This is a genomic window from Streptomyces sp. CB02414, from assembly GCF_001905385.1.
In the GTDB taxonomy this organism is placed as follows: Bacteria; Actinomycetota; Actinomycetes; order Streptomycetales; family Streptomycetaceae; genus Streptomyces.
In genome coordinates this window covers 237,738-257,906 of sequence record NZ_LIPF01000011.1, presented here as the reverse complement: position 1 = coordinate 257,906, position 20,169 = coordinate 237,738, and the positions used below count along the sequence as shown (strand labels likewise).

General features: G+C 72.5%; 21 protein-coding genes. 16 read left to right on the top strand and 5 right to left on the bottom strand.

The features are described from left to right. Positions 1-33 precede the first annotated feature (33 nt). Together AMK11_RS32380 and AMK11_RS32375 are read left to right on the top strand one after the other, a co-directional pair. On the top strand, positions 34-1,323 hold the full coding sequence (locus AMK11_RS32380; RefSeq protein ID WP_073731675.1) for an ABC transporter ATP-binding protein: 1,290 nt from the start codon (positions 34-36) through the stop codon (positions 1,321-1,323). Between the two features lie 81 nt (positions 1,324-1,404). Next, positions 1,405-2,064, top strand: coding sequence for a trimeric intracellular cation channel family protein (locus tag AMK11_RS32375; RefSeq protein WP_073731674.1), 660 nt, complete (start codon positions 1,405-1,407; stop codon positions 2,062-2,064). Between the two features lies 1 nt (position 2,065). On the opposite strand, the gene AMK11_RS32370 is transcribed toward AMK11_RS32375, so the two are convergent. Next, positions 2,066-3,271 carry an erythromycin esterase family protein gene (locus AMK11_RS32370; RefSeq protein ID WP_073731673.1) on the bottom strand — a complete coding sequence of 402 codons (1,206 nt, stop codon included), beginning with the start codon at positions 3,269-3,271 and terminating at the stop codon, positions 2,066-2,068. Between the two features lie 58 nt (positions 3,272-3,329). Between AMK11_RS32370 and AMK11_RS32365 the strand changes: the two genes are divergently transcribed. Then, positions 3,330-4,061, top strand: a complete 732-nt coding sequence (locus tag AMK11_RS32365; protein WP_073731672.1) for a TioE family transcriptional regulator — start codon at positions 3,330-3,332, stop codon at positions 4,059-4,061. A 62-nt stretch (positions 4,062-4,123) separates the two neighbouring features. After that, complete coding sequence (locus AMK11_RS32360; RefSeq protein WP_073731671.1) at positions 4,124-4,984, top strand: thioesterase family protein; 861 nt, start codon at positions 4,124-4,126, stop codon at positions 4,982-4,984. 55 nt (positions 4,985-5,039) lie between these two features. On the opposite strand, the gene AMK11_RS32355 is transcribed toward AMK11_RS32360, so the two are convergent. Then, the gene (locus AMK11_RS32355) at positions 5,040-5,666 is read right to left on the bottom strand and encodes a TetR family transcriptional regulator (protein WP_073731670.1); all 627 of its coding nucleotides are present in this window, start codon (positions 5,664-5,666) and stop codon (positions 5,040-5,042) included. 115 nt (positions 5,667-5,781) lie between these two features. On the opposite strand from AMK11_RS32355, the gene AMK11_RS37145 reads away from it, so the two are divergent. From AMK11_RS37145 to AMK11_RS32345, 3 genes are all read left to right on the top strand, one after another. Next, complete coding sequence (locus AMK11_RS37145) at positions 5,782-5,949, top strand: hypothetical protein (protein WP_079187829.1); 168 nt, start codon at positions 5,782-5,784, stop codon at positions 5,947-5,949. A gap of 50 nt (positions 5,950-5,999) precedes the next feature. After that, positions 6,000-6,266 carry a DUF4190 domain-containing protein gene (locus AMK11_RS32350; protein WP_073731669.1) on the top strand — a complete coding sequence of 89 codons (267 nt, stop codon included), beginning with the start codon at positions 6,000-6,002 and terminating at the stop codon, positions 6,264-6,266. A 72-nt stretch (positions 6,267-6,338) separates the two neighbouring features. Beyond that, entirely contained in the window at positions 6,339-7,508 is a 1,170-nt protein-coding gene (locus AMK11_RS32345; RefSeq protein ID WP_073731668.1) for a cysteine desulfurase family protein, read from the top strand. 12 nt (positions 7,509-7,520) lie between these two features. Here the strand turns inward: AMK11_RS32345 and AMK11_RS32340 are convergent, their stop codons facing one another. Continuing rightward, complete coding sequence (locus AMK11_RS32340; RefSeq protein WP_073731667.1) at positions 7,521-8,234, bottom strand: N-acetylmuramoyl-L-alanine amidase; 714 nt, start codon at positions 8,232-8,234, stop codon at positions 7,521-7,523. 60 nt (positions 8,235-8,294) lie between these two features. On the opposite strand from AMK11_RS32340, the gene mnmA reads away from it, so the two are divergent. Further along, positions 8,295-9,425: a tRNA 2-thiouridine(34) synthase MnmA gene (gene mnmA, locus AMK11_RS32335; protein ID WP_073731666.1), complete on the top strand. Its 1,131-nt coding sequence runs from the start codon at positions 8,295-8,297 to the stop codon at positions 9,423-9,425. A gap of 40 nt (positions 9,426-9,465) precedes the next feature. On the opposite strand, the gene AMK11_RS32330 is transcribed toward mnmA, so the two are convergent. Further along, on the bottom strand, positions 9,466-10,245 hold the full coding sequence (locus AMK11_RS32330; RefSeq protein ID WP_073731665.1) for an alpha/beta fold hydrolase: 780 nt from the start codon (positions 10,243-10,245) through the stop codon (positions 9,466-9,468). A gap of 37 nt (positions 10,246-10,282) precedes the next feature. Continuing rightward, positions 10,283-10,615 carry a DUF427 domain-containing protein gene (locus AMK11_RS32325; RefSeq protein WP_073731664.1) on the bottom strand — a complete coding sequence of 111 codons (333 nt, stop codon included), beginning with the start codon at positions 10,613-10,615 and terminating at the stop codon, positions 10,283-10,285. 90 nt (positions 10,616-10,705) lie between these two features. Here AMK11_RS32325 and AMK11_RS32320 point away from each other — a divergent pair, with 90 nt between their 5' ends. The 8 genes from AMK11_RS32320 to AMK11_RS32285 all read left to right on the top strand — a co-directional run bounded on the left by AMK11_RS32320 (position 10,706) and on the right by AMK11_RS32285 (position 20,162). After that, entirely contained in the window at positions 10,706-11,245 is a 540-nt protein-coding gene (locus tag AMK11_RS32320) for a TIGR00730 family Rossman fold protein (protein WP_073731699.1), read from the top strand. Positions 11,246-11,272: 27 nt separating this feature from the next. After that, positions 11,273-11,962: an SDR family oxidoreductase gene (locus tag AMK11_RS32315; protein WP_198941510.1), complete on the top strand. Its 690-nt coding sequence runs from the start codon at positions 11,273-11,275 to the stop codon at positions 11,960-11,962. A 145-nt stretch (positions 11,963-12,107) separates the two neighbouring features. Next, positions 12,108-13,109, top strand: coding sequence for a methionine synthase (locus tag AMK11_RS32310; RefSeq protein ID WP_073731662.1), 1,002 nt, complete (start codon positions 12,108-12,110; stop codon positions 13,107-13,109). Between the two features lie 15 nt (positions 13,110-13,124). Next, on the top strand, positions 13,125-15,320 hold the full coding sequence (gene ligA / locus AMK11_RS32305) for an NAD-dependent DNA ligase LigA (RefSeq protein WP_073731661.1): 2,196 nt from the start codon (positions 13,125-13,127) through the stop codon (positions 15,318-15,320). Positions 15,321-15,578: 258 nt separating this feature from the next. Next, on the top strand, positions 15,579-17,891 hold the full coding sequence (locus AMK11_RS32300; protein WP_073731660.1) for a putative bifunctional diguanylate cyclase/phosphodiesterase: 2,313 nt from the start codon (positions 15,579-15,581) through the stop codon (positions 17,889-17,891). 239 nt (positions 17,892-18,130) lie between these two features. After that, entirely contained in the window at positions 18,131-18,427 is a 297-nt protein-coding gene (gene gatC / locus AMK11_RS32295) for an Asp-tRNA(Asn)/Glu-tRNA(Gln) amidotransferase subunit GatC (RefSeq protein WP_003973500.1), read from the top strand. Between the two features lie 5 nt (positions 18,428-18,432). Beyond that, on the top strand, positions 18,433-19,926 hold the full coding sequence (gatA, locus tag AMK11_RS32290) for an Asp-tRNA(Asn)/Glu-tRNA(Gln) amidotransferase subunit GatA (protein WP_073731659.1): 1,494 nt from the start codon (positions 18,433-18,435) through the stop codon (positions 19,924-19,926). Further along, positions 19,923-20,162, top strand: coding sequence for a hypothetical protein (locus AMK11_RS32285; RefSeq protein WP_073731658.1), 240 nt, complete (start codon positions 19,923-19,925; stop codon positions 20,160-20,162). Before gatA ends, AMK11_RS32285 begins: the two co-directional genes overlap by 4 nt. The last annotated feature ends 7 nt before the right edge of the window (positions 20,163-20,169 follow it).

Here is a 20,169-nt window from a genome sequence, read left to right as displayed (position 1 = left end):
GACGAAGCAAAGGCAAAGGCAGAGGACGAAGCGGTGACCATCCCCGCACAGAGCGACGGCTCGGCAGGCACTGCCACCCTCACCGAGGGCGCCGCCCGCGGTGAGACCCTGCTCAAGGTGACCGGGCTGCAGAAGCACTTCCCGATCAAGAAGGGCCTGCTGCAGCGCCAGGTCGGCGCGGTGCGCGCCGTCGACGGCATCGACTTCGAGGTCCGCTCCGGTGAGACCCTCGGCGTCGTGGGCGAGTCGGGTTGCGGCAAGTCGACCATGGGCCGGCTGATCACCCGGCTGCTGGAGCCGACCGCAGGCAAGGTCGAGTTCGAGGGCAAGGACATCACCCACCTCGGGGTCGGCGGCATGCGCCCGCTGCGCCGCGACGTGCAGATGATCTTCCAGGACCCGTACTCGTCGCTGAACCCGCGCCACACCATCGGCACGATCGTCAGCGCCCCCTTCAAGCTCCAGGGCGTCCAGCCCGAGGGCGGGGTCAAGAAGGAGGTCCAGCGGCTGCTGTCGGTGGTCGGTCTCAACCCCGAGCACTACAACCGCTACCCGCACGAGTTCTCCGGCGGTCAGCGCCAGCGCATCGGCATCGCCCGCGCGCTCGCGCTCAACCCGAAGCTGGTCGTGGCCGACGAGCCGGTCTCCGCGCTCGACGTGTCGATCCAGGCCCAGGTCGTCAACCTCCTCGACGACCTCCAGCAGGAGCTGGGCCTGACGTACGTGATCATCGCGCACGACCTGTCCGTGGTCCGGCACGTCTCGGACCGGATCGCGGTGATGTACCTCGGCAAGATCATGGAGCTGGCCGACCGCGACCTGCTCTACAAGTCGCCGATGCACCCGTACACCAAGGCCCTGATGTCGGCGGTCCCGATCCCGGACCCGGCGCGGCGCGGCGCCAAGAGCGAGCGCATCCTGCTCAAGGGCGACGTGCCCTCGCCGATCTCCCCGCCGAGCGGCTGCCGCTTCCACACCCGGTGCTGGAAGGCGACGGAGGTCTGCCGGACGACCGAGCCGCCGCTGAAGGAGCTGCGGCCCGGTCAGCAGGTCGCCTGCCACCACCCGGAGAACTTCGAGGACCAGGCCCCGCAGGACGTCGTCCTGCTCTCCGACGCCAAGGAGGCGGCGGAGCTGGTCGCCGAGGACGCGCTCGCCGAGTCGGCCCGGACCTCGGCGGCGGTGGCCGCGGAGGTGGAGACCTCGGAGGCCTCGGAGCTCCCGGAGACCCCGGAGACCTCGGAGGCCCCTGAGGCCGAGTCCGGGGACGACGCCCCCAAGGGCGAGGACACCGGCGAGGAGCCTCCCGCCAAGGAGAAGTGACCCTGCGACGCCCCTGCCGCACCGCCGAGCCCCCGCCTTCGTTTGCAAGGCGGGGGCTCGGCGGCAGGTGAGAATGGCAGGGTGTACGAGCAACTCTTCACCCCCACCGTCCAGCACACGCTCGACCTGGTCGGCATCTTCGTCTTCGCCATCTCCGGCGCGCTGCTGGCCGTACGCAAGAACTTCGACGTGTTCGGCATCGCCGTCCTCGCCGAGGTCACCGCGCTGGGCGGGGGACTGTTCCGGGACCTGGTCATCGGCGCCGTACCGCCCGCCGCCTTCACGGACCTGGGGTACTTCGTCACCCCGCTGTTCGCCACCGCGCTGGTCTTCTTCCTCCACCCGCACGTGGAGCGCCTCCAGACCGGCGTGAACGTCTTCGACGCGGCGGGCCTCGGCCTGTTCTGCGTCGCCGGCACCACCAAGGCCTACGACTACGGACTGGGCCTGACCGCCTCCGCCTGCCTGGGCCTGGCCACCGCCGTGGGCGGCGGCGTGCTGCGGGACGTCCTCGCCAACGAGGTGCCCTCGCTGCTGCGCTGGGACCGCGATCTGTACGCCGTCCCCGCGATCGTCGGCGCCACCATGGTCGCCCTGTGCATTCGCTACGAGGCCCTCACCCCGTTCACCACCGGGCTCGCGGTGGTCACCGCCTTCGTCCTGCGCCTGCTCGCCCTGCGCTTCCACTGGCGGGCACCGCGCGCCTGGAACCGGCGGTCGGGTGTGGTGGAGGGGGAGTGAGTCACGGGCTGTCCGGCATGTCCTTGATGAAGACCACGCCGTCGATCGAGGGCAGGTGGTCCGGGGCGAGCGGCGCGTAGCCGAACCAGGGGGACTCGCGGGGAGCGGGCGCCGGGTCACCGAGGGCGGCGGCCAGCCGGGCGGCGTCGACGAGGCAGCGGTCCTGAGGGAGGGCGTACAGGAGCCCTTCGAGGGTGTCCGGCGGAGGGGTGTCCACACCCTGGTGCCGGATGGTGCCGAGGGCCGTGGCGACGAAGGCGTACTCCCCGCCGAGCCGCGCGCTGACCAGCGCCCCGGCACTCCACCACTCCACCGGCCCCTGCCACATCCGCATGCTGCTCTGCTCCCGCTGGAGGTGGGCGTTCTGCGCGTGGACGAGTACCGGGCCCCGGTCGGCGAGCGCGAGCAGGTTCTCCGCCATCATCCGGTCCCGCAGGCCCAGCAGCCGGTTCATGCGGGCCGGTGACGGGTCGGCCATCCAGGAGTGGTACCGCAGCAGGCCGGCGGCGGTACGTCCGTACAGGAGCGCCCGGTCCAGGCCGTCGCGTGAGCCCTCCGCGAGCAGCCGGGGTGCCTGCTCGTCGAGCAGCGACACCAGGTCGTCGGCGAGCAGCCGCAGCTCCCGGGCCTCGGCCGACCGCCCCACCGACCGGCCCGGGTCCGTCATCGCGGCGGGTTCCGTCCACTGTTCGTCCGGACCCAGCAGTCGGTCCAGCGTCTCTCTGGTGCAGGGGAGCAGACCGGCGTCCACCCGGTCCGCGAGGCAGGCGTGCAGGGCGGTGAGGGCGGGCCTCGGGCTCTCGGCGTGGGTGATCTCCAGCGGGCCGTCGAAACCGGCGAAGCGGACGCGATCGGAGGCGGGCCGGCCCTCGTTGTACGCCCGCATCCAGCGCACCAGCTCGCGGTTGGCGGCGGACGCGCCCCACCCGTGGCTGAACCCGCGCTCCATGGCCTCGTCGAGCGTGCCCGCGCCCGAGGTGACGTGGTCGTCGACGACCAGTCCCGCCAGGCAGTCGCTCTCGATCGCGATCGTCCGGTAACCCTCCTCCTCCACCAGTCGCCGGAACAGCTCGTTGCGTACCTCGAGCAGCAGCTCCTCGCCATGGGTCGGCTCGCCCAGCGCGAGCATCCGGGGCCGGGCCGGCAACAGCTCCATGAGGGCGGCGGCCTCGACGGCACGGGCGGTGTCCTTGATGTCGGTAGCCACGCGTTCAACGCTATCGTTGAACTTTCGGTGGAGACTTTCCAGCGATAACGTCGGGCCCGTGGCCCGAAACCTTCAAAGTGGTGAACAGCTGCGCCCGGTGGACCTGGCGCGCGGCCACGGCCTGTCCACGCAGGCCGTCCGGAACTACGAGGAGTCCGGCATCCTCCCGGCCGCCGGTCGCACGGACAGCGGATACCGCACCTACACCCCGCTGCACGCGCGCGCCCTCGGCGCCTTCCTCGCCCTGGTGCCCGGACACGGCCACCAGAGAGCGGCGTCGGTGATGCGGGCCGTGAACCGGGACGCCGAGGGGGAGGCGTTCCGGCTCATCGACGAGAGCCACGCCCAGCTCCTCGCGGACCGGCGGACCCTCCAGGCGGTGGAGCGCGCGCTGCGCGACCTGACGTCCGCGCCCGCCGCGGAAGTGCCAGGCCGAGGCGGGGTGTTCGTCGGTCCGCTGGCCCAGGAGCTCGGCATCCGGCCCGCGACGCTGCGCAAGTGGGAGCGCGCCGGTCTGGTCCACCCGCGCCGCGACCCACTGACCGGGTACCGCGTGTACGGCGAGACCGACGTCCGGGACGCCCGGCTGGTCCACCAGCTGCGGCGGGGCGGCTACCTGTTGGAGCAGATCGCCCCCGTGATCGCCCAGGTGCGAGGAGCAGGCGGTCCGGAACCGCTGGAGGCCACCCTGCGGGACTGGTACGACCGGGTCTCCGCCCGTGGACGGGCGATGCTCGCGGGAGCCGCCGAACTGGAGGCATACCTGCGGGAACGCTCACGAGGTACCTAGGGCCGAACCCGGGCCATTTCTAAAAGCTACCGCTTAGTAATTGCGTGTTGTACCGTACAGCCATGCCAGAAGCAGCCTCCGCAGCGGCCACGCGGGCCACCATCGGCGACAGCGAGTTCGACCGGGACACCGCCGTTTCCCGGCGCGCCCCCGGTGTCTACGACATCGACCTCTCCGCCGGCTGGACGATCATCAACGCCGTCAACGGCGGCTATCTGCTGGCCGTCCTGGGCCGCGCCCTCGGGGACGCCCTCCCGCACACCGACCCCTTCACGGTCTCGGCGCACTACCTCACCGCCTCCCAGCCCGGCCCGGCGGTCGTGCGCACCGAGGCGGTCCGGACCGGGCGCACCCTCTCCACCGGCCAGGCATCCCTCTTCCAGTACGACGACGAGGGCAACGAGGTCGAGCGCATCCGCGTCCTCGCCTCCTACGGCGACCTCGACGCGCTGCCCGACGACGTCCGCACCTCGGCGAAGCCGCCCGCCGTCCCGCCGATGGACCAGTGCTTCGGCCCGGAGGACGGCCCCGCTCCCGTCGACGGCAGTTCCGCCATCGCCGACCGCCTGATGCTCAAGCTGGACCCCGCCACGCTGGGATGGGCGCTCGGACAGCCCTCCGGCCGGGGCGAGATGCGCGCCTGGTTCGGGCTCGCCGACGGCCGTGACGCCGACCCCCTCTCGCTGCTCCTCGCGGTGGACGCGCTGCCGCCCACCGCCTTCGAGCTGGGGCTGAAGGGCTGGGTGCCGACGGTCGAGCTGACCGTGCACGTGCGCTGCCGTCCGGCCCCGGGCCCGCTGCGCGTCTCCATCACCACCCGCAACCTCGCCGGCGGCTTCCTGGAGGAGGACGCCGAGGTCTGGGACAGCGCCGACCGCCTGGTCGCCCAGTCCCGCCAGCTCGCCCGGGTCCGCCTCGGCTGACCGGGGCCGCCTCGCGGGCAGGTTCTGGGCCGTCGCACGCCGCCGGCGCCGGGGGTCACTCCAGCCAGTGCCGGCGGCCGACGCTGATCAGCCGCATCTGACGCGTCGCGGTGTCCGCCGCGCGCCGGCGCTCCGCCCCGGGCGCCTCCAGCGTCTCCAGGAACAGCGAGGCCGTGGCCAGCATCTGGTCGACGTACAGGCTCGCGAGCATCAGCAGGTCGGCCTCGCTCCAGCCCGCCGACACCGGGTCCTTGGCCAGCTCGTCCTTCACCTCCCCGGCGAACCGGGCCAGTTGCTCCCGTATCGCCTCCCGCACCGGCCGCACCCCGCCGTGCCGCTCGCGCGCGACGAAACGCACGTGCGCCGGATGGGCGGCCACGTGCCCGGCGATCAACTCCACCGCCCGCGCGATGCGTTCCTCGCTGTCCCCGTCCGGTGACACCGTGGCCCGGATCATCGGGTGCAGGCTCCCCAGCGCCTCCTCGACCAGCGCCACGCCCAGGTCGGCCGTGGAGCGGAAGTGGCGGTAGAAAGCGGTCGGCGCGACGCCCACCGCGCGGGTGACCTCCCGCAGACCCAGGCTGCTCAGGCTCTGGTCCTCCAGCAGTACGAGCGCCGCGTCCAGCAGTGCCTGCCGGGTCTTCTGCTTCTGGGCCCGGCGAACGCCGGAGGTGTGACTCATGCCATGCAGTTAACAACTGTTCTCTGTAATTGAGAAGTCGTGAGGCGCGCTAGGCTGGGAAGTCAGTGAACAAGTGTAACTACAACCGTTCACCGAAGGTTGGGAGATCCGCTCCATGCTGTTTCTCGTCGCCGCACTCCTGCTCCTCGGCGTGGTCCTGGGCACCGTCGCCCACGCGCCGCTGACCTTCTCCGTCGCCGCAGGCCTCGTCATCGCCGTCTGGCTCGGCATCTTCGCGGCCCGCGAACGGCACGGCCGCCGACGGAGCACCTCCGCCCACTGACGCACGGTGCACTGACGCACGGTCCATCGACGCACGGCAGGGAGAACACCATGCAGCTCACCGCACCGGCCGCCCGCCGGACCGGCATCCGCGACACCGACGGCATGGCCGTCGCCTCCTTCGTTCTCGGCCTGCTCGGCCTGCTCGTCCTCAACGTCTTCCTCGGCCCGATCGCCATCGCCCTGGCGAGCATCGCCCTGCGGCGCGGCACCGCCCGTCGCGGCCGGGCGCTCCTCGGCCTCGGCCTGGGCGTCGCCGACCTGCTCGTCCTCGCGGCGTTCATGTCGGCGGACAACACCATGTCCTGGAGCCTGTGACCGAAAGGGGCCCCGACGAGGCCAGCCTTGGTCCGAGGCCCGGCGGAGCCGCCCCGTAGAATCGGCCCCACCATGGCTTACCTCGACCACGCCGCGACGACCCCGATGCTTCCCGAGGCAGTCGAGGCACTCACCGCGCACCTGAGCGTCACCGGCAACGCCTCCTCCCTCCACGCGTCCGGCCGCCGTGCGAGGCGCACCGTCGAGGAGGCCCGCGAGACGCTCGCCGAGGCTCTCGGCGCCCGGCCCAGCGAGGTGGTCCTCACCTCCGGCGGCACCGAGGCCGACAACCTCGCGGTCAAGGGCCTGTACTGGGCCCGCCGCGACGCCGACCCGGCCCGCACCCGGGTCCTGGCCAGCCCCGTCGAGCACCACGCGGTCCTCGACGCCGTCCACTGGCTCGGCGAGCACGAGGGCGCGACGGTCGAGTACCTGCCCGTCGACCCCCACGGCCGCGTCCACCCCGAGGCGCTGCGCGAGGCCATCGCCCGTGACCCCGGCGACGTGGCCCTCGCCACCGTCATGTGGGCCAACAACGAGATCGGCACGATCATGCCGGTCCGTGAACTCGCCGACGTGGCCGCCGAGTTCGACGTGCCGCTGCACGCCGACGCGGTCCAGGCGATCGGTCAGCTGCCGGTCGACTTCGCCGCCTCCGGGCTCGCCGCGATGACGGTTTCCGGCCACAAGATCGGCGGCCCCTACGGCATCGGCGCGCTGCTGCTGGGCCGCGAGTACAGCCCCGTACCGGTCCTGCACGGCGGCGGCCAGGAACGCCACGTCCGCTCCGGCACCCTCGACGCCCCCGCCGTCGCCTCCTTCGCGGTCGCCGCGCGCCTCGCCGCCGGACAGCGCGAGTGGTTCGCCCGCGAGATCGGCGCCCTGCGCGACGGCCTGGTCGACGCGGTCCGTACGGCGGTCCCGGACGCGATCCTCGGCGGCGACCCGGCACCGGAGGGCCGCCTCCCCGCCAACGCCCACTTCACCTTCCCGGGCTGCGAGGGCGACTCCCTCCTCCTCCTGCTCGACGCCCAGGGCATCGAGTGCTCCACCGGCTCCGCCTGCACCGCGGGCGTGGCCCAGCCCAGCCACGTCCTGCTGGCCACCGGCACCGACCCCGACCTGGCCCGCGGCACCCTGCGTTTCTCGCTGGGCCACACCTCCACCGAGGCCGACGTCGAGGCCCTCGCCAAGGCCATCGGCCCGGCGGTGGAGCGGGCACGGGCGGCCGGGCTGAGTTAGCCGGAGCCGGCGTCAGGCACTCTTCGAGGCGCCGGGGGAGGGGGCGCTCGTCGCCGCCCGCCGCACCAGCTCCATGTACCGGTCCCAGTCCCAGTGCGGTCCCGGATCGGTGTGGTCGGTGCCCGGCACCTCCACGTGACCGATGATGTGCTCGCGGTCCAGCGGTATGTCGTACCGGGCGCAGATCCCCGCCGTCAGCCGCGCCGATGCGGCGTACATCGCGTCGGTGAAGTCCTGCGGGCGGTCCACGAAACCCTCGTGCTCGATGCCGACACTGCGCTCGTTGTAGTCGCGGTTGCCCGCGTGGTAGGCCACGTCCAGCTCGCGGATCATCTGGGTGACCCGGCCGTCCTGCCCCACGATGTAGTGCGTGGCCGCCTTGTGCGCCGGGTTCTGGAACGCCTTCACCGCGCTGGCGAAGCTGCCCTGGGTGACATGGACGATCACCATGTCGATGCCGAAGTCGTCGGGCCGGTCGGCGCGCCGCCAGTTCTCGTCCGAGGCCGCCACCCAGCGGGCCGCCGTGTAGTCGACCGCACCCTCCTCACGGGGCCGCTCCACGCCCGGAACGCGCCACCACAGGCGGGACAGCTCGTCGCGCGCCAGCACGGCGGTGCCCACGGCCGCCGCAGTGCCGCCGACGAGCAGCGCCCGCCGGCCGATGCGCCGGTCCCCGTCCTTGGACCCGCCGCCGGATGCGCCTGTGGATTCGTGCTTCGCCCCCATGTGATCGTGAACGGATACTCGCGCGCTCCGGTTCCCGCCTCCCCGTACCCTGGAAGGGTTATGACTGACACCCCGCAGCGCACCCGTCCCCTCCGCGTCCTCGCCGCCATGTCGGGCGGAGTCGACTCCGCCGTCGCCGCCGCCCGCGCCGCCGAGGCGGGGCACGACGTGACCGGCGTCCACCTCGCGCTCTCCGCGAACCCGCAGTCCTTCCGCACCGGCGCGCGGGGCTGTTGCACCATCGAGGACTCGCGGGACGCCCGCCGCGCCGCGGACGTCATCGGCATCCCCTTCTACGTGTGGGACCTCGCCGACCGCTTCCGGGAGGACGTGGTCGAGGACTTCGTCGCCGAGTACGAGGCCGGCCGCACCCCGAACCCGTGCCTGCGCTGCAACGAGAAGATCAAGTTCGCCGCGCTGCTCGACAAGGCGCTGGCGCTCGGCTTCGACGCCGTCTGCACCGGCCACTACGCCCAGGTGATCCTCCGCGAGGACGGCACCCGCGAGCTGCACCGCGCCTCCGACATGGCCAAGGACCAGAGCTACGTCCTCGGCGTGCTGGACGACCGCCAGCTCGCCCACGCGATGTTCCCCCTCGGCGACACGGTCACCACCAAGGACGAGATCCGCGCGGAGGCCGAGCGCAGGGGCCTGGCCGTCGCCAAGAAGCCCGACTCGCACGACATCTGCTTCATCGCCGACGGTGACACCCAGGGCTTCCTGGCGGGCCGGCTGGGCAAGGCCGAGGGCGACATCGTCGACGAGGCGGGCAACCGGCTCGGCACCCACGAGGGCGCCTACGGCTACACCATCGGCCAGCGCAAGGGCCTGAGGATCGGCACCCCCGCCCCCGACGGCAAGCCCCGCTACGTCCTGGACATCTCCCCGGTGGACAACACCGTCACCGTCGGCCCCGCCGAGGCCCTGGACGTCGACGCCCTGCGCGCGATCAAGCCCCGCTGGTGCGGCGCCGCCCCCATCGGCCCCGGCACCTACACCGCCCAGCTCCGCGCCCACGGCGGCGAGACCGAGGTGCGCGCGGAACCGGTCGACGGCGCCCTGGAGGTGACGTTCACGGAGCCCGTGCGCGGCGTCGCCCCCGGCCAGGCGATCGTGCTGTACGACGGCACGCGCGTGGTGGGGTCGGCGACGATCGCGTCCACCACGCGCGCGCGGGCGGGCGCGGCCTGAGCGCGGGCGGCACCGGGCGGACCCCGATGTCCGTCCGGTGTCACCGCCCGAAGAACTCCGTCAGCACCGGCGCGAGCATGCCCGGCTCCACCATGTGGGTCTGCCCCTCGACGGTGCCGTACGTGCCGTCCGCGGCCGCCTCGGCGATCGCGCGTGCCGCGTCGTGCCACCACGCGTCGCTCGCGCCGCCCGCGAGGGCCAGCACAGGTGCGCCGATCGAGGCGATCGCGGCACGCGGTACCCGGCTGTCGCCCATCGCGGCGTCGTCGTACGCCAGGCTCGGCGCCACCGACTCCATCCCCGCCCACATGGGAGACTGCCGGGCACCCCGGATCATCTCCTCACCCAACCCGGTGTGGCGCAGGAACAGCTCCACCGCGTCCCCGCGCCGCCCCTGCCCGAGCGTCTCGGTGAGCCGTTCGGTGTACTCGGCCGCGGCCCGCGCTGCGGCGTCGTCCATGGCGTACGGCACCTCGTACACCGCGACCCGGCGCACCGGGAGCCCGCTCGCCGCCGCCCGGAGCGCCAGCGCGCCGCCCGACGACATGCCGTACAACGACGCCTCGCCGCCCACCGCCTCGATCAGCGCCGCCAGGTCCTCGATCTCGCGTTCCACCGCGTAGGGCGCGGTGTCGCCGCTCGCGCCGCGCCCCCGGCGGTCGTACACGGTGACGTCGAGACGCCCCGCCAGCCCGGCGGCCAGCGGCGCCATCGTGGCGCCCGTCGACATGGCGCCGCTGACGAGCACGACCGCCGGCCCCCGCCCTGAGCGTTCGTAGGCGATCCGGGTGCCGTCACGTGAAACAGTCGTCTTCTCCATGCCTGTGCAGACTGCCGCACGGCGGGCGATTCATCGTTCAGGACACCTCGACGTCGTAGAAACAGAGGTGGTCCTTGATCTCCGCAACCTCCGGCTTCGGGTCCGGATACGCCCAGACCAGGTCCGACGCGTCCGGCAGCGACCAGTAGGACGCGTCCCCCTTGAAGGGGCAGTGGGTGGTCGTGGCGGACGGCGTCAGCAGGTCGGTCCGCACGTCGCCGGCCGGGATGTAGTACCGGTCGGGACAGCCCGTCTCGTGCAGCACCAGCGCCGCGTCGCTCTCCGCCAGCACCCGGTCGCCGTGCACCACGCGCACGTGCCGGTCGCTCGGCTCGACGGTGATGCGGTGTCCCTTGAGTCCCTTGGTCACGTCGTCCTCCTGGTGGCAGTGGTGTCCGTCACTACAGCGTGCCCGGAGGCCGGGTTCTTCCCCTCCGGGCCGGGCCGTACGGTGGAGGCCATGAACATCTGCGTCTTCCTCTCCGCCGCCGACCTCGACGAGCGCTACACGCGCCCCGCGCGGGAGTTCGCCGAACTGCTGGGCAAGGGCGGTCACACCCTCGTCTGGGGCGGCTCCGACGTCGGTCTGATGAAGGTCGTCGCCGACGGGGTGCAGGAGGCCGGGGGACGCCTGCTCGGGGTCTCGGTCGACTTCCTGGCGGCCAAGGCGCGCGAGGGCGCCGACGAGATGGTGATCGCGCCGGACCTCGCCGAGCGCAAGCGACTGCTGCTGGAGAAGGCCGACGCCGTAGTGATCATGGTGGGCGGCACCGGCACGCTGGACGAGGCCACCGAGATCCTGGAGCTGAAGAAGCACGGGCACACCGACAAGCCCGTCGTCCTGCTCAACACGGCGGGCTTCTACGACGGCCTCAAGGAGCAGTTCCGCCGCATGGAGGACGAGGGCTTCCTGCCCCGCTCCCTCACCGAGCTGGTGTTCTTCGCCGAGGAGCCGGTCGGCGCGCTCGCCTACCTGGAGGAGAGCCAGGGCATCGAGTGAGGCGCCGGTGATGCGAGCATGGCGGGCATGGCTACACATGTGATCACCGGAGCGGGCTCCGGCATCGGCGCGGCCGTCGCCCGCCGCCTGCACGAACGCGGCGACGAGATCGTGCTCCACGCGCGCGACGCGGGCCGCGCGAAGGAACTGGCGGCGGCGCTCCCCGGTGCGAGGACGCTGGTCGGCGACCTGGCGGACCCGGACAAGCTCTCCTGGGCCTTCTCCCACCAGACGCTGCCCGACCGCGTGGACTCCCTGCTGCACATCGCCGGCGTCGTCGACCTCGGCCCGGTGGGCGACCTCACCCCGAAGACCTGGCGGGGCCAGCTCAACGTCAACCTGGTCGCCCCCGCCGAGCTGACCCGCCTCTTCCTGCCCCAGCTCCGCGTCGCCCAGGGCCACGTGCTGTTCGTGAACTCCGGTTCCGGCCTCAACGCCCACGCCGGCTGGTCCGCGTACGCCGCCTCCAAGCACGGCCTGAAGGCCCTCGCCGACTCCCTCCGCCACGAGGAGCACGCCAACGGCGTCCGCGTCACCTCCGTCTACCCCGGCCGCACCGCCAGCCCCATGCAGGCCAAGGTCCACCGGCAGGAGGGCAAGGAGTACGACCCGGCGCGGTGGATCGACCCCGAGTCGGTCGCCACGACCATCCTCATGGCCCTGGACCTCCCGAGGGACGCGGAGGTCAACGACCTGACGGTGCGCCCGGGACGGTAAGTACCGGTCTTCCAGCCCGTCCGGCGTTTGAGGACGAGGCCGTCCAGGCCGAAGCGGGGGTCCGGGGGCGCAGCCCCCGGGGACGGGAAGGGCAGGGGCGGCGGGGGCGAAACCCCCTCCCACCACCCTGCGTACGCTTCCCCCTGTGAACGACAATCCGCGCTTCGGCCCCGCCACCGGCATCGGCTCCCTGCCGGGCCAGGACGCCCGCGAGGCCGCGAAAACCAGCACCGGCACCTTCGAGGCCTTCCCCTTCCTCCCCGAACTGCCCGCCCGCGGCCCCGGCGCCGACATGATCGGCCGCACCGCCGGCCTGCTCGTCGAGCTGTACGCGCGCGTGGAGCCCAGCGGCTGGCGCCTCGGGGACCACCCCGGCCGGGACACCAAACGGGCCCGCTCCTGGCTCGGGGAGGACCTCGACGCCCTGGAGGAGTTCACCCAGGGCTACGAGGGCCCGCTCAAGGTCCAGGCCGTCGGCCCCTGGACCCTCGCCGCCGCCCTGGAACTGCGCAACGGCGAGGCCGTCCTCTCCGACGCCGGCGCCTGCCGCGACCTCGCCGCCTCGCTCGCCGAGGGCCTGCGCCTCCACCTGGCGGAGGTACGGCGCAGAGTGCCCGGCGCCCGCGTCGTCCTCCAGCTCGACGAGCCGTCCCTCACCGCCGTGCTGCGCGGCCGGGTGCGCACCGCCAGCGGCTACCGCACCCACCGCGCCGTCGACCGGCAGGCCGTCGAATCCGCTCTCCGCGACCTCGTCGCCGTCCACGCCGACGGCCCGGTCGTCGTCCACTCCTGCGCCCCCGACGTGCCCTTCGCCCTGCTGCGCCGGGCGGGCGTCGCCGGCGTCTCCTTCGACTTCTCGCTCCTCACCGAGCGTGACGACGAGGCGATCGGCGAGGCGGTCGAGGGCGGTACCCGCCTGTTCGCCGGTGTCATCCCGGGCACGGACACCGCATTGTCAGACCCTGCCGGTAGCGTCATGGGTGTCAGAACGCTGTGGCGCAGGCTGGGGCTGCATCCGGGGCTTCTCGCGGAGGCGGTCACCGTCACGCCGTCGTGCGGACTCGCGGGCGCGTCCCCCGAGTACGCCCGCCGGGCCCTCGCTCACTGCGTCCGGGCGGCGAGATCCCTCGCGGACAACCCAGAGTAACGGGAGGACAACACGGTGGCCGGCGACAAGCAAGCGGAGACGACGAACGTGCCCGCCGAGGCGCGCGAGAAGCACGTGCAGCTCGCTGAGCAGATCGAGGAGCACCGCTTCCGGTACTACGTGAACGACGCCCCCGTCGTCAGCGACGCGGACTTCGACCGGCTGCTGCGATCCCTGGAGGAGCTGGAGGAGCGGTACCCGGAGCTGCGCACCCCGGACTCGCCGACCCAGAAGGTCGCCGGGTCCTACGAGACGGAGTTCACGGCCGTCGAGCACCGCTCCCGCATGCTCTCCCTCGACAACACCTTCAACGACGAGGAGATGGCCGCCTGGACCGAGCGCATCGCCAAGGAGCTGGGCGAGCAGGAGTACCACTTCCTGTGCGAGCTGAAGGTGGACGGACTCGCCGTCAACCTCACCTACGAGCGCGGCCGCCTCGTCCGCGCCGCCACCCGCGGCGACGGCCGCACCGGCGAGGACATCACCCCCAACGTCCGCACCATCGCCGAGATCCCGGAGCGCCTGAAGGGCGACGAGGTCCCCGACCTCGTGGAGATCCGCGGCGAGGTCTACTTCCCGATGGAGAAGTTCCAGGAGCTCAACGCCCGGTTGAACGAGGCGGGGGACAAGCCCTTCGCCAACCCGCGCAACGCGGCCGCCGGTTCACTGCGCCAGAAGGACCCCCGCGTCACCGCCACCCGCCCGCTGCACATGGTGGTCCACGGCATCGGCGTCCTGGAGGGCTTCAAGGGCATGACCCGCCTCTCCCAGGCCTACGACCTGCTCAAGACCTGGGGCCTGCCCACCTCCCCGCACAACAGGGTGGTCGACGGCCTCGACGGCGTACGCGAGTTCATCGCGTACTACGGCGAGAACCGGCACTCCGTGGCCCACGAGATCGACGGCGTCGTCGTCAAGCTCGACGAGATCCGCCTCCAGGGACGCCTCGGCTCCACGGCCCGCGCGCCCCGCTGGGCCATCGCGTACAAGTACGCGCCGGAGGAGGTCAACACCAAGCTCGTCGACATCAAGGTCGGTGTGGGCCGCACCGGCCGCGTCACCCCGTACGCGCAGGTCGAACCGGTCACCGTGGCCGGCAGCGAGGTGGAGTTCGCCACGCTGCACAACCAGGAGGTCGTCAAGGCCAAGGGCGTCCTCATCGGCGACACCGTGGTGCTGCGCAAGGCCGGTGACGTCATCCCGGAGATCCTCGGCCCGGTCGCCGACCTGCGGGACGGCAGCGAGCGGGAGTTCGTGATGCCGGCCGAGTGCCCCGAGTGCGGGACGCCGCTGCGGGCCATGAAGGAGGGCGACATCGACCTCCGCTGCCCCAACGCCCGTACCTGTCCGGCGCAGTTGCGCGAGCGCGTCGCCTACCTCGCCGGCCGTGCGTGCCTGGACATCGAACACTTCGGCGGTGTCGTGGCGGCCGCGCTGACCGGGCCGCTGGAGCCGGCCGACCCGCCGCTGGTGGACGAGGGCGACCTCTTCGACCTCACCGTCGAGAAACTGCTGCCCATCAAGGCGTACGTCCTCGACCCGGACAGCGGACTGCCCAAGCGCGACCCCAAGACAGGCGAGGAGAAGATCGCCACGGTCTTCGCCAACAAGGAGGGCGAGCCGAAGAAGAACACCCTCGCCCTGCTCAAGTACATCGAGGAGGCCAAGACCCGTCCGCTGGCCCGCTTCATCAACGGCCTCTCCATCCGGTACGTGGGTCCGGTCGCCGCCCAGGCGCTGGCCCGGGAGTTCCGCTCCATCGACCGGATCGAGCAGGCCACCGAGGAGGAGCTGGCGCTCGCGGACGGAGTGGGCGGCACCATCGCCGCCGCGGTCAAGGAGTGGTTCGCCGAGGACTGGCACCGCGAGATCGTCCGCAAGTGGAAGGCGGCCGGAGTTCCGCTGGAGGAGCAGTCGACCGGCGAGGACGAGGGCCCGCGCCCGCTGGAGGGACTGACCGTCGTCGTCACCGGCACCCTGGAGAACTTCACCCGGGACGGAGCGAAGGACGCCCTGCAGAGCAGAGGCGCCAAGGTGACCGGATCGGTCTCCAAGAAGACCTCGTTCGTGGTGGTCGGTGACAATCCAGGGTCCAAGTACGACAAGGCCATGCAAGCGAAGGTGCCGGTTCTGAACGAGGACGGTTTCACCGTCCTGCTGGAGCAGGGACCCGAAGCGGCGGCCGAAGTCGCGCTTTCGGCCGAGGAATAGCGGTTGAAGGCCACCCGATCGGCGCATACCAGATGCATACGGGAGGCCGGGTCGCATTCGGGCAACCGTCGACGACCGGTGCCCCTGGAAGCCTTCCGCGGCCTACTGTTGAGGTGTGCGCCCGCCGTGCCCAGCTGCGGTCGGGGCATTCCCCTGCTCCTGAGGGGCAGGGGAAGGGTTTTCCAACGCGGAGCCGTTGAGGGTGGTCGAGGCGGGGGCCGCGTGGCGTGGGCACCGCCGGCTGTGAGAGGGACGGGAATGGAACCGACCGAGAGCGCCGCCGAGGGCTCACGGCTGCGCCTGCGCCGCATGGTGGGCGCGGGGCCCGTGAGCCGGTGGTTCGGGCAGCGAGGCGGTGGGGCACCCCGCCCCGCGGGGGACGCCCGTGCCTCCGCGCCGTCGTCGCCCGGCCACGGCCGGGCGTGGTCGTCCGACGGCCACGGCCCGGCGTCCCTGAACCCCGGCCACGGCCCCGGCTCCGCCCCGCCGCTCACCGGCCCCGACCCGGACGGCGGCGAACGGCACCTGTCCTGGCCCGCGTTGCCCTCGGCGGTCGTCGCGGCCGCCGCCTTCGTGCTGGGCGCCGGTTTCTACCGGGCGTTCACCGGCGGCCACGCGCTCTTCCCGTCCGGCACCGCCGGCTGGGCGCTGGCCGTGCTGACCGGCATCGTCGTCGGCCACCTGGTCATGCTCGGCCGCTCCCGCTGGTGGGGCGGCACCGGTTCCGGCGCCGCCCTCACCCTCGCCGTCCTGCTGCTGTACGGCTGGGTTCCGGCCGGCATGGTCAGCCTCACCGTCGTCGTCCTGGTCGGCATAGCCCGGCGGGGGCGCTGGCGGCACGGCGTCCTGCACGGCGCGGTGGACATCCTCGGTATCGCCGCGGGGGCGATGCTGCTCGGTGTCTGCGGCTCCGTCCCGTCCGTGGAGGAACCCTGGGACCCGAACACCTGGGGGGTGTACGCGGCGCCCAAGGTGGTGCTCGTCGCCGTCGCCTACCTCGCCGTCACCCGAGCCCTGCTGTGGTACCTGCAGACGCCGCGGGCCGGTCTGCCCACCGTCGCCCGCACCGCCCTGGTCAGACAGGGCCTGGTCGCCGTGGCCCTGCTCGGCATCGCCCCGCTGGTCTGCGTGGTGGCCGACGCCAAGCCGCTGCTGCTGCCGCTGTTCGCCATCCCGCTGATCGCGCTCGACTACACCCTGTGGATCGCCCGCGCCCGCGCCGAGGAGCAGCTGCGCGACCCGCTCACCGGCCTGCCCAACCGGCAGTGGCTGCTGGAGCGAACCTGGACCGCACTGGACGACGCCGAGCGCATCGGCGCCCGCGCCGCCCTGATGCTGATCGACCTCGACCGCTTCCGCTCGGTCAACGACACCCTCGGACACCTCGCCGGCGACCGGCTGCTGCTGCAGACCGCCGACCGGCTGCGGCAGGCCCTGCCGCGCGGGGCGGAGGCCGCGCGGCTCGGCGGCGACGAGTTCGCCGTCTTACTGCCCGTCGCCGACTCGACCACGTCGGCGACCCGGATCGCCCGGGGGCTGGTCGGCGCGCTCAGCTCCCCGATGGACCTGGACGGGCTCACCCTCGTCCTGGAGGCCAGCGCCGGTGTCGCCGTCTTCCCCGACCACGCGCTGGACGCCGAGGGGCTGCTGCGCCGCGCGGACGTGGCGATGTACCAGGCGAAGCGGGACCGCACGGGCGTGGAGGTCTACGAGTCCAAGCGGGACTCCAACACCCCGGACCGGCTCGGCCTCCTCGGCGACCTGCGCCGCGCCCTGGACGCCCACGAGGTGCAGCTGCACTACCAGCCCAAGGTCCGCTTCGACGGACACGTGGCCGGCCTGGAGGCGCTGGTGCGGTGGGTGCACCCGGAGCGGGGCAAGGTGCCGCCGGACGAGTTCATAGCGATCGCGGAGTCGTCCGGGCTGATGCCCCATCTCACCGAGTACGTACTGGAGACGGCGCTCGAACAGGTCGCCCACTGGCGCTCCCAGGGTCTGTTCGTGCCCGTCGCGGTCAACGTCTCCCCGCGCGACGTGCACACCCCCGGCTTCGCCGGCTCGGTCGCCGCCCGGCTGGCCCGGCACGGCGTCCCGGCGGGAGCGCTCCAACTGGAGATCACCGAGCACGTCCTCCTGGAGGACCCGCAGCGCGCCGCAGACACCCTCAACGCCCTGACCGGGCACGGCGTCAAGATGTCGCTGGACGACTTCGGCACCGGTTACTCCTCCCTCGTCCACCTGCGCCGTCTGCCGGTCAGCGAGCTGAAGATCGACCGTTCCTTCGTGGCCCGGCTGGCCGTCGACGCCGAGGACGCCGAGATCGTGCGCTGCACCGTCGACCTCGCGCACTCCCTCGGCCTGCTGGTCGTCGCCGAGGGCGTGGAGGACGACGAGACCTGGGAACGCCTGCGCGACCTCGGCTGCGACGCCGTACAGGGCTGGCTGGTCGCCGCCGCGATGCCGCCGGAGGAGACCACCGCCTGGCTGCTGGCCCGCGGCGCCCGCGGCTGGCAACGCCCGGCCGCCGCGCTCCCCGCCGCAGCGGGGGACGACCCTGGCCGGGTCGGCTGACGTTCCGCGCCGGCTCCGGGGCGCCCGGAGCACGGCAGCCCGCGGCGCTCGCCGCGCGTGGCCTTCCGTCCTCGCGTGTGCCCCGGCGCCCGCGCGGGACCCGGGACGCGCGACGTGCCTGAGCGGGTGGTGGGGGAAACCGTTTCACGGGCACGGGGCGGCGCCCCATAGGATTGGGCCAAACCGACTTGCCAAAGCCGATTTGCCCCAACCACACACTCACCCCAGAGGAACGCTGCATGCCTGGCATCACGCGCGAGGAGGTCGCCCACCTCGCCCGGCTGGCGCGTCTGGAGCTGAAGCCCGAAGAGCTCGAGCACTTCGCGGGACAGCTGGACGACATCATCGGCGCGGTCGCCCGCGTCAGTGAGGTCGCCGACCAAGACGTACCGCCGACCTCGCACCCGCTCCCGCTGACGAACGTCATGCGGCCGGACGAGGTCCGTCCGTCGCTCACGCCCGAGCAGGCGCTCTCCGGCGCCCCGGCCCAGGAGCAGCAGCGTTTCAAGGTGCCGCAGATCCTGGGGGAGGAGTAACCGCCATGAGCGACATCATCAAGCTCACCGCGGCCGAGATCGCCGCGAAGATCGCCTCCGGCGAGCTGACCGCGGTCGAGGTCACCGAGGCCCACCTGGCCCGTATCGAGGCCGTCGACGAGAAGGTGCACGCCTTCCTGCACGTCGACCGCGAGGGCGCCCTGGCCCAGGCCCGCGCCGTGGACGCCAAGCGCGAGCGCGGCGAGAAGCTCGGCCCGCTGGCCGGCGTCCCCCTCGCGCTGAAGGACATCTTCACCACCGAGGGCATCCCGACCACCGTCGGCTCCAAGATCCTCGAGGGCTGGCTCCCGCCGTACGACGCGACTGTCACCAAGCGCCTCAAGGCCGCCGACGTCGTCATCCTCGGCAAGACCAACATGGACGAGTTCGCCATGGGGTCCTCGACGGAGAACAGCGCGTACGGCCCGACCGGCAACCCGTGGGACCTCACCAAGATCCCCGGCGGTTCCGGCGGCGGCTCCTCCGCCGCCCTCGCCGCCTTCCAGGCGCCGCTCGCGATCGGTACCGACACCGGCGGCTCCATCCGCCAGCCCGCGGCCGTCACCGGCACGGTCGGCGTCAAGCCGACGTACGGCGGCGTCTCCCGCTACGGCATGGTGGCCTTCTCCTCCTCCCTCGACCAGGGCGGCCCCTGCGCCCGCACGGTCCTGGACGCGGCCCTGCTGCACGAGGTGATCGCCGGGCACGACCCGATGGACTCCACGTCGATCGACGCGCCGGTCCCCGCGGTCGTCGAGGCGGCCCGCAACGGCAGCGTGCGGGGCATGCGCGTCGGCGTCGTCAAGCAGTTCCGCGGCGAGGGCTACCAGGCCGGTGTCGTCCAGCGCTTCGACGAGTCCGTCGAGCTCCTGAAGGAGCTGGGCGCCGAGGTCGTCGAACTGGACTGCCCGTCCTTCGACCTCGCGCTCTCCGCGTACTACCTGATCGCCCCCTCCGAGTGCTCCTCCAACCTCGCCCGCTTCGACGGCCTGCGCTACGGCCTCCGTACCGGCGACGACGGCACGCACTCCGCCGAGGAGGTCACCTCCCTGACCCGCGAGGCCGGCTTCGGCCCCGAGGTCAAGCGCCGCGTCATGCTCGGCACGTACGCCCTGTCGAGCGGCTACTACGACGCGTACTACGGCAGCGCCCAGAAGGTCCGCACCCTCATCAAGCAGGAGTTCGAGCGGGCCTTCGAACAGGTCGACGTGATCGTCTCCCCGACGACCCCGACCACCGCCTTCGCGATCGGCGAGCGCGCCGACGACCCGATGGCGATGTACCTGGCCGACCTGTGCACCATCCCCACCAACCTGGCGGGCAACGCGGCCATGTCGCTGCCCTGCGGCCTCGCGCCGGAGGACAACCTGCCGGTGGGTCTGCAGATCATCGCCCCCGCCATGAAGGACGACCGGCTCTACAAGGTCGGCGCCGCCGTCGAGGCCGCCTTCGTGGAAAAGTGGGGCCACCCGCTGATCGAGGAGGCACCGTCGCTGTGAGCGCACTGTCCAAGGCCAAGGGCTTCAAGAAGTCCAAGTCCGGTACGTACATGTCCATGGCCGCCACCGCGTTCGGCGCGATCGGCGTCGCCAAGCAGATCAAGAAGGCCCGCGTGGAGAACGACACGCTGCGCCTCGCCGACGCCGTCGTCACCGCGGCCGGCGTCGTCACCGGCCTCGCCCTGCTCTACCGCGAGCTGAAGCGCCTGGGCGACGACGACGTCCTGCTGGGCTGAGAGGGAA

Excerpts from the sequence above, each read along its gene's own strand:
- AMK11_RS32350 (WP_073731669.1), top strand. The coding sequence starts at position 6,000 with ATGCAGCTCACCGCACCGGCCGCCCGCCGGACCGGCATCCGCGACACC.
- AMK11_RS32300 (WP_073731660.1), top strand. The coding sequence starts at position 15,579 with ATGGAACCGACCGAGAGCGCCGCCGAGGGCTCACGGCTGCGCCTGCGC.
- AMK11_RS32345 (WP_073731668.1), top strand. The coding sequence starts at position 6,339 with ATGGCTTACCTCGACCACGCCGCGACGACCCCGATGCTTCCCGAGGCA.
- AMK11_RS32360 (WP_073731671.1), top strand. The coding sequence starts at position 4,124 with ATGCCAGAAGCAGCCTCCGCAGCGGCCACGCGGGCCACCATCGGCGAC.
- AMK11_RS32315 (WP_198941510.1), top strand. The coding sequence starts at position 11,273 with ATGGCTACACATGTGATCACCGGAGCGGGCTCCGGCATCGGCGCGGCC.
- AMK11_RS37145 (WP_079187829.1), top strand. The coding sequence starts at position 5,782 with ATGCTGTTTCTCGTCGCCGCACTCCTGCTCCTCGGCGTGGTCCTGGGC.
- gatA (WP_073731659.1), top strand. The coding sequence starts at position 18,433 with ATGAGCGACATCATCAAGCTCACCGCGGCCGAGATCGCCGCGAAGATC.
- AMK11_RS32340 (WP_073731667.1), bottom strand. The coding sequence starts at position 8,234 with ATGGGGGCGAAGCACGAATCCACAGGCGCATCCGGCGGCGGGTCCAAG.
- AMK11_RS32355 (WP_073731670.1), bottom strand. The coding sequence starts at position 5,666 with ATGAGTCACACCTCCGGCGTTCGCCGGGCCCAGAAGCAGAAGACCCGG.
- AMK11_RS32320 (WP_073731699.1), top strand. The coding sequence starts at position 10,706 with ATGAACATCTGCGTCTTCCTCTCCGCCGCCGACCTCGACGAGCGCTAC.
- mnmA (WP_073731666.1), top strand. The coding sequence starts at position 8,295 with ATGACTGACACCCCGCAGCGCACCCGTCCCCTCCGCGTCCTCGCCGCC.
- AMK11_RS32330 (WP_073731665.1), bottom strand. The coding sequence starts at position 10,245 with ATGGAGAAGACGACTGTTTCACGTGACGGCACCCGGATCGCCTACGAA.
- gatC (WP_003973500.1), top strand. The coding sequence starts at position 18,131 with ATGCCTGGCATCACGCGCGAGGAGGTCGCCCACCTCGCCCGGCTGGCG.